The following is an 8,214-nucleotide window of genomic DNA, read 5'->3' on the forward strand; positions in this document are numbered from 1 at the left end:
AAAATTAGGTAATTTACCCGATGAAAATGGGTAAAACCCCACACCCCACACCCCACACCCTACACCCTGCCCCTAGGAAAAACTTTTTCAGCAGACCCTAATTAAATAGGTTTGTCCGGCGATGGTAACGGTGGCGATCGTATCCGGTTGGTATAAGCCAAAAACCGGCCAATTATTAATATTTACCCCTCCATCTCGATCGCTAGGGTCCAAACCATTACCTGGTGCGTTAAAATTTTTGGCTCCTAGGGGTACAATACTGGTGACTTGAGCGTTAGCAACATCGACTACGGCAACAGCATTATTTTCCTGTAGAGACACCCATGCAGTGGTTCCATCGTCGGAAACGGTGATGTATTCTGGTTCCACATCTTGGGAAACCGTTTGACCGGGGAAAATGCGGACTCCCTGATTTCTTAAAGTGTTCTCTTGACCATTAAAACGGGTAAAGGTAGCAGTGTTGACCGTGGCATTGAGAACACCAGTGCTAAGGTCAATAATACTAACGGAACCATTGGGATCGATCGCCCCTCTTGCTTCCCCTTCGTTAGCGACCAAAACCCGATTACCGTCAGGAGTAAAGGTTAACATATCCGGTAAAGCACCCACAGTAACCTGACTCTGAAAGACACCATTAGTATTGAAAAAGACCACACTGCCGTTATTGGTAATCTGACTAGCTTCCATGGCCACGGCCACGATACCATTTTTGATGGCAACGCTGTTAACCCCTGCACCGTAGGGACTAAGATCGATCGAGGGTAAGGGAATTGGACTAGCGGGATTGCTGATATCGGCAATATCTAGACGATTATTGGGACCGGTCACGAATAATTTTCGACTAGCTGGGTCATAAGCGGGGATTTCTGCCCCGAAGTTATTAGCAGCAGTTGTACTATTGCCAAGACTGCTCAATCGGGTGATATTTAAAGCTGAGGCAGATTCGGTAACAATATTGATACTGCCAGCAATTGACAGCAAGGTTAATAAAAATTGCCAATGGTGACGATAGATAGGATGAATCATATTTTTAGCTGAAAACCTGCAAAAAAAGGCTAAACAATTGCATTTTTTCAGCCCCAAGTTAAAGGAAGATTAAACAAGAGAGAAATTAAGGATATCTTCAAAATTTGGCCAAGGTCAGTAAAAGCGAACTAGGAGAAGGAGTTCCTCGATCGCTTTTTAGTTGAACGGCTCATTTACCGGAGTGATAACATGGTTTAGTATAAGCTCGATCAATATGGAATCAAGACTCGTGTTATCTATTCTCCTAGCCGATTTCAAGATCATTTTTGAACGTGACCCCGCTGCCCGCAACTGGTTAGAGGTACTGTTTTGTTATCCTGGATTACAGGCTTTACTGTGCCATCGCTTCGCCCATTGGCTATATCAGATCGGGATTCCCTTTATTCCCCGTTTAATTTCCCATCTTGCCCGTTTTCTGACTGGTATCGAAATTCACCCCGGCGCCCAAATTGGTCAGGGTGTTTTTATCGACCATGGCATGGGAGTTGTCATCGGAGAAACCGCCATTATCGGTGATTATGCCCTCATCTATCAGGGAGTTACTTTAGGAGGGACGGGGAAAGAAAGCGGTAAACGTCACCCGACTCTAGGGGAAAATGTGGTCGTCGGCGCTGGGGCCAAGGTTTTAGGTAATATTTATCTGGGTAATAACGTTCGCGTCGGTGCTGGTTCTGTGGTCCTACGCGATATTCCCGCCGATTGTACCGTTGTTGGTGTACCCGGTCGTTTAATCTATCGCGCTGGGACGCGGGTGCAACCCCTCGAACACGGTGATTTACCCGACTCGGAAGCGGTGGCTATTCGCGCCTTGGTGGACCGCATCGAACAACTGGAAAAACAAGTGTACGAATTGCGGCTAGAACGGTCAAAAGAACCAGATTATCGGATTAATTGCCCAGTTTTAGCCCATTTAGAAGAAGAAGCGAGTCATGGCTGTTGCCCTGCGGCCGATCAAGATATGCGCGAGTTTCTCGAAAGAGCGGTTTAACCCCGAGAATCTTTTGATATGATAGAAGACTGGTTTTCTAGTAGCTGAAACCCATTCGTCAAAGCTATTATTGTTAAGGACTACTTGGCACCATCCGATGGCTCAAACTGACTCGATCCGTATCCGTGGCGCCCGACAACACAATCTCAAAAATGTTGATCTCGAATTACCCCGCAATCAGTTGATTGTTTTTACGGGAGTGTCGGGATCGGGCAAATCTTCCCTCGCTTTCGACACTATTTTTGCCGAGGGACAGCGCCGCTATGTGGAGTCCCTCAGCGCCTATGCGCGCCAATTTTTAGGACAATTGGATAAACCCGATGTGGATGCGATCGAGGGTTTAAGTCCGGCTATTTCCATTGACCAAAAATCCACTTCCCACAATCCCCGTTCTAGTGTGGGAACTGTAACGGAAATTTACGATTACTTGCGTTTATTGTTCGGTCGTGCCGGTGAACCCCATTGTCCCCATTGCGATCGCAATATTGCCCCCCAAACCATCGATCAAATGTGCGATCGAGTGATGGAATTAGCCGATAAAACCCGATTTCAAATCTTAGCGCCAGTAATTCGCGGCAAAAAAGGCACCCATAAGCAATTAATCTCTAGTTTGGCCTCCCAAGGCTTTGCCCGGGTGCGGATTGACGGCAAGGTAGTAGAATTATCCGAGGGCATCGAGTTAGATAAAAAACATCTTCATGATCTTGAAATTGTTATCGATCGCCTGATCAAAAAAGAGGGTTTACAGGAAAGATTAGTGGATTCTTTAACCACTTGTTTAAAGCATTCCGATGGTGTAGCGATTGTGGAAATTCTCGATGAGAATAACGAAGATAATCCCGAAGTTACCAAAGAAATTATCTTTTCCGAAAAATTTGCCTGTCCCGAACACGGGGCAGTTATGGAAGAGTTATCCCCCCGTTTATTCTCTTTTAATTCTCCCTATGGTGCTTGTCCCAACTGTCACGGATTGGGCAGTTTACGGAAATTTTCGGCAGATTTAGTCATTCCAGACCCGAAACAACCGGTTTATTCGGCTATTGCCCCCTGGTCAGATAAGGATAACTCCTACTATCTTTCTCTCCTCTACGGTTTAGGGCAAGCTTTAGGTTTTGAAATTCAAACCCCTTGGCAGAAACTAACAAAAACCCAGCAAGATATCATTCTCTATGGGAGTAAAGAACCGATCTATTTTGAAGATGATTACCGTTATGATACTGGTCGCGGTTACTATCGAGAATTTGCGGGAGTTATCAATATCTTAGATAGGAATTATCAAGAAACCACCTCGGAAGTTATTAAACAAAGACTAGAGAAATATATTGTTAACCAAACCTGCGAAGTTTGTCACGGAAAAAGATTAAAACCGGAAGCTTTATCGGTACGTTTAGGACAATATACGATCACGGATTTTACCGGAGTTACCATTCGGGATTGTTTGCAGAGAATTAATGATTGTCATTTAACCCCAAGACAAGCATTAATTGGGGAATTAGCCCTCAAAGAAATCAAAGCGAGACTACAATTTTTAATCGATGTGGGATTAGATTATCTTACCCTCGATCGACCGGCGATGACTTTATCCGGGGGAGAATCCCAACGAATTAGATTAGCTACTCAAATCGGTTCGGGATTAACGGGAGTATTATACGTTCTCGATGAACCTAGCATTGGATTACACCAAAGAGATAATAGTAAACTGTTAGAAACCCTGCAAAGATTGCGAGATTTAGGTAATACTTTAATTGTCGTCGAACACGATGAAGAAACGATTCGGGCAGCCGATTATGTGGTCGATATCGGTCCGAAAGCGGGGATTCATGGCGGAGAAATCATCTGTCAAGGCAGTTTTAAAACCCTTTTAAAGTCCAAAAAATCGATAACAGGGGCCTACTTATCGGGCCGCAAAGTTATTGAAACTCCCCCCCAAAGAAGGGAAGGGAATGGTAATGCTTTAGTCTTAAAAAATTGCCATCAAAATAACCTAAGAAATATTGATGTAACGATTCCTTTAGGAAAATTAGTCTCGATTACGGGGGTATCTGGTTCGGGCAAATCTACCCTAATTAATGAGTTATTATATCCAGCTTTACAACATCATTTAACCCGTTTAACTCCCTTCCCCAAAGAGTTAGAGAAAGTGGAAGGATTGGACGCGGTTGATAAAGTAATTGTCATCGACCAATCACCGATAGGACGCACTCCTCGGTCAAATCCTGCCACCTATACGGGGGTTTTTGACATTATTCGCGAGATTTTCACCGAAACCATCGAAGCAAAAGCTAGAGGTTACAAAGCGGGGCAGTTTTCTTTTAATGTTAAAGGAGGACGCTGTGAAGCTTGCCTAGGCCAAGGAGTAAACGTCATCGAGATGAATTTTCTCCCCGATGTCTATGTGCAGTGTGATGTGTGTAAAGGGGCGCGTTATAATCGGGAAACCCTACAGGTTAAGTATAAAGGTTATTCGATCGCCGATGTCTTAGATATGACGATCGAGGAAGCATTAAAGGTCTTTGAAAATGTCCCCCGGGCCACCACCAGATTACAAACTCTCGTGGATGTGGGTTTAGGATACTGTAAACTCGGTCAAAGCGCCCCCACTTTATCCGGTGGGGAAGCGCAAAGGGTGAAATTAGCGGCCGAATTATCCCGACGGGCCACGGGAAAAACCCTATATTTGATCGATGAACCGACTACGGGGTTATCTTTTTATGATGTGCATCATCTCTTAGATGTGTTACAAAGATTGGTCGATAAAGGTAATTCGATTATCGTCATCGAACATAATCTCGACGTGATTCGCTGTAGCGATTGGATTATTGATTTGGGACCGGAAGGAGGGGACAAGGGAGGAGAATTAATCGCGGTGGGAACACCGGAAACCGTGGCTAAATGTGAAAAATCCTACACCGGTCATTATCTTGCCCAAGCATTACTTCAATATCCCCCAAAAAAGCGGGATAATATTAGGGAAGAACACAGAGATAATAAAGCCAATGATCAAGATTAGTATTTAACTCTTGTTCGCTCTTAATTTCCTGACCGGTTTTCCCAGAATAAATTTTAATCTCTTGAAAGTAAGACCTTAACTGTCTTAATTGTTCTTTGGGGGTGGCGTAATAATTTCGCAGACGAAAATTATGGGGTTCATCCCGAATAATTGCATAGTCAGCAGTCAATAACTGTTGGTAGCTAAGAGAGGGATTACAGGCCCGCAAAATCGCCCAGATGACTAAATTGACATAGCTACTAAAAGGATTCAAACTAATCTTTTTTTTCCAATCGAATTCTGGGATAATTCCCTGAAGATTATGACTAGAAAAGCAAAAATAACCACCCGCTTTACCGATGCGGCTAATTTCCTCTAAAACTAGAAAACGGTCAGCAGGGGAAATATAATCAATGCCATTAAAACTAAAGAGAATAAAATCAAAATAATTATCGGCAAATTGTTCTAGATTTCTAGCATCGGCCACTTGCCAGACTAAATGGGGGAATTTTTGACGACAAGCGGCGATCATTTCCGTAGAATAATCAACACCGATATATTCTCCCACAAGAGGGGCAAAATACTTCGTAGTCCGTCCCGCACCTACCCCTAAATCAAGCATTTTCATCGTCGATAAACGCTCTTGCAGCAGAGTTAAAATTGTCTTTTCTGCTGGCTGTAGCGCGGTTAATTGGGCATAATAACCGACAATACTAGGGTCTCTATAGGTTTGCTGATTTTTGTCCTTAATCATTCTTGAGCACTCTTTCCTCATAATCTGGCTGTTTTTCTCTTACTAATAATTCACCTTCCCAACCGCCAATTACTTCTTCAAAAAAGCCTTCTTGCCATTGGCTAAATGTAGTTTTTTCTTCTTGTTCTTTTAGAGATATTGGCTGATAAACTAAGGTGACTTCTAAATCTGTGTTTTTAAGTTCAGGCGGTAAAGATATTTGTAATGTTCCATCTTCTCCTACACGGGTTTTAAAACTAATTGTTTTCATGGTTTCGGCTAAGGTTACTACTATCATAAGGATAGTGTAATATGTCCTCATCTGACAAGGTGCGTCCCCTGCGGTCTTTTAACCATAAAGACATCTTCACCCCAAACAGGTCGGACATGACAGAAACTACCATCCGATGAGAATGGCCATACATCCCACTCAAGACACCGTTATGCCGCTCTCTTCTCTTCGAGATCGAACTCACGATGTTGCATAACCACGAGAAACTTGATATATTGGCAGTTGATAAATATTATTGAAAATTTACTGGCGGCATAAATATGTTATCAACTGATGTCAGACAAAAATCGATGATTAAGAGAATTGAGCAAGTTGTTTCTATTTTAATGGAAGACCGTCCTTTCTTTAAAGAGGAACTTAATTATTCAGAAATAGTGAAACATTTGGTTGAATTATTTGAAAAAAATTTACCTTTTGAGGAGTTTAACACTATGTCAGAGGCAGAACTGAAAGAGCATTGTAGCTTGATTATGTCCACAGAAATCCTGTCAAAAATTGGCGGCGATTTTACTCCTGAACAAATGGCTATTTTCGATGAAGCAATTAAGCGTAAATAGGTAATTATGAGTTATTTGTTAGATACTAATATCGTCTCTTTGATCATTAAGCGTAATCTTGAAATTTATCAAAAAATTGAAGATGTCAAAGCTCAAAGAAAAAGTATCTTTATCAGTTGCATTACTTATTTTGAAATTAAGAGGGGATTTTTGGCAGTTGCTGCACCTAAACAAAGAGAAAGATTTAACCAACTTTGTCAGGATTATCAAATTATTTTATTAGATGATTTAGCTATTTTATAAAAAGCAGCCGAAATTCATGCTCATCTTAGATTAAGAGGATTACCCATACAAACAGAAGATATTTTAATTGCTGCTACTGCTATAGTTAAAAGTTTAATTGTTGTTTCTAATGACGGTGATTTATTGAGGGTTGAAGGATTAAGTTTAGAGAATTGGGTAGAGTTATAAATTAAACCCAATCTTTAATTCATCCGACATATTTTAACAGCTTGAGTCAGTAAAGACGTGCGTTACACTACGTTAACGCACCCTACAAAATTGGCTTGAGTCAGTAAAGACGTGCGTTACACTACGTTAACGCACCCTACAAAATTGGCTATGCACCAATGATCCTATAAACGAGAATTAGCGGGGCGGTGATTTTTCCCGTGTCAATATCAAAATTAGGAGAAAGTGGCCTAATATATATATGAGGGTGCTTATTTCCTATTAAAAACCGCCAACAACCCAATGAAAACTTTAAATCAGAATCCCTGGCAAGTAGAGGGAGGAGAAACCCTACCCCTACTTTACGAAATTGATCAACATCTTTGGTTAGAGGAAACAATAAAAATCCTCAAGGAAAATCGCTTAGATGAATTAGATGTAATCCATTTAATTGAGGAATTAGAAAGCTTGAGTAAAAGAGATAAAAACCGAGTCAGTAGCTTACTTGAACAAGTGATCAGGCATTTATTACTTTTACAATATTGGACAACAGAAGCAGAAATAAATGGGAATCATTGGCGAGCGGAAATTATCAGTTTTCGCACGCAATTAAGAAAATGTTTAACGACAAATTTACAGAATTATTTAGCCGAGGAATTACCGATAATCTATCAGGATGCTTTCGATTATGTTCAACAAAAAACTGGGTTTTCTAGCGATTTTCCCTCAGAATGCCCTTACAGTTTAGAGCAATTATTAGATAAAAATTGGTTCCACTGTGAAGATTAGACATTAAAAATGATAGAATTATCGAGGAAAGCCGTTCTAAAACGATGGGTTTTTTAACCGAAATTTGCGATAATAAGGTGCGATTAAATTATCAACTTGGCATCAATGCAGATTTTTAGCTCTTTTGTCTCATCTACGGCCACTTTTGCCGAATTATCCCTACAAGCAGCCAAGGCCCCTGTTGATACCCTCACCGGTTGGTCATTAGAGGATCGGGATCCGCAAGTGATCGAAAAATTTGTCCCCCTTCTGGATTGGTTTTATCACCATTATTTTCGGGTTAAAACCGATGGTTGGGAAAATATTCCCCCCTCAGGACAGGTATTATTCATCGGCTCCCACAACGGCGGTTTAGCGGCTCCCGATATGTTTATGATGATGTATGATTGGTTTCAACGCTTTGGCAGCGATCGCTTAGTCTATGGTTTGATGGATTCGCGAGTCTGGCGA

7 protein-coding genes and 2 pseudogenes are annotated in these 8,214 nt (G+C 41.6%); 6 read left to right on the top strand and 3 right to left on the bottom strand.

The window, feature by feature from the left end; genetic code table 11:
- Positions 1 to 87 precede the first annotated feature (87 nt).
- Positions 88 to 1,026: a choice-of-anchor I family protein gene (locus tag PX482_RS09635; protein WP_288027699.1), complete on the bottom strand. Its 939-nt coding sequence runs from the start codon at positions 1,024 to 1,026 to the stop codon at positions 88 to 90.
- A gap of 214 nt (positions 1,027 to 1,240) precedes the next feature.
- Here PX482_RS09635 and cysE point away from each other — a divergent pair, with 214 nt between their 5' ends.
- Both cysE and uvrA read left to right on the top strand, forming a co-directional pair.
- Positions 1,241 to 2,014: a serine O-acetyltransferase gene (gene cysE, locus PX482_RS09640; RefSeq protein WP_002757757.1), complete on the top strand. Its 774-nt coding sequence runs from the start codon at positions 1,241 to 1,243 to the stop codon at positions 2,012 to 2,014.
- Positions 2,015 to 2,111: 97 nt separating this feature from the next.
- Positions 2,112 to 5,024, top strand: coding sequence for an excinuclease ABC subunit UvrA (uvrA, locus tag PX482_RS09645; RefSeq protein ID WP_002757759.1), 2,913 nt, complete (start codon positions 2,112 to 2,114; stop codon positions 5,022 to 5,024).
- Here the strand turns inward: uvrA and PX482_RS09650 are convergent.
- Both PX482_RS09650 and PX482_RS09655 read right to left on the bottom strand, forming a co-directional pair.
- A complete protein-coding gene (locus PX482_RS09650) occupies positions 4,981 to 5,757 on the bottom strand; it encodes a class I SAM-dependent methyltransferase (RefSeq protein WP_043998901.1) in 777 nt (258 codons plus the stop codon). The two genes, uvrA and PX482_RS09650, sit on opposite strands and share 44 nt — an antisense overlap.
- Positions 5,750 to 6,007, bottom strand: a complete 258-nt coding sequence (locus PX482_RS09655; protein WP_288027695.1) for a hypothetical protein — start codon at positions 6,005 to 6,007, stop codon at positions 5,750 to 5,752. The genes PX482_RS09650 and PX482_RS09655 overlap by 8 nt, the downstream gene beginning before the upstream one ends.
- Positions 6,008 to 6,288: 281 nt before the next feature.
- On the opposite strand from PX482_RS09655, the gene PX482_RS09660 reads away from it, so the two are divergent.
- From PX482_RS09660 to PX482_RS09675, 4 genes and pseudogenes are all read left to right on the top strand, one after another.
- Positions 6,289 to 6,585 carry a hypothetical protein gene (locus tag PX482_RS09660; protein ID WP_002757768.1) on the top strand — a complete coding sequence of 99 codons (297 nt, stop codon included), beginning with the start codon at positions 6,289 to 6,291 and terminating at the stop codon, positions 6,583 to 6,585.
- Between the two features lie 6 nt (positions 6,586 to 6,591).
- Positions 6,592 to 6,996, top strand: a pseudogene (locus PX482_RS09665) (type II toxin-antitoxin system VapC family toxin).
- A gap of 282 nt (positions 6,997 to 7,278) precedes the next feature.
- Entirely contained in the window at positions 7,279 to 7,764 is a 486-nt protein-coding gene (locus tag PX482_RS09670) for a DUF29 domain-containing protein (RefSeq protein WP_002757770.1), read from the top strand.
- A 105-nt stretch (positions 7,765 to 7,869) separates the two neighbouring features.
- Positions 7,870 to 8,214, top strand: a pseudogene (locus tag PX482_RS09675) (glycerol acyltransferase); the annotation flags it as partial.

Origin of the sequence: Microcystis sp. M53602_WE12 (genome assembly GCF_030065455.1) — a bacterium.
Classification (GTDB): Bacteria; Cyanobacteriota; Cyanobacteriia; order Cyanobacteriales; family Microcystaceae; genus Microcystis; species Microcystis aeruginosa.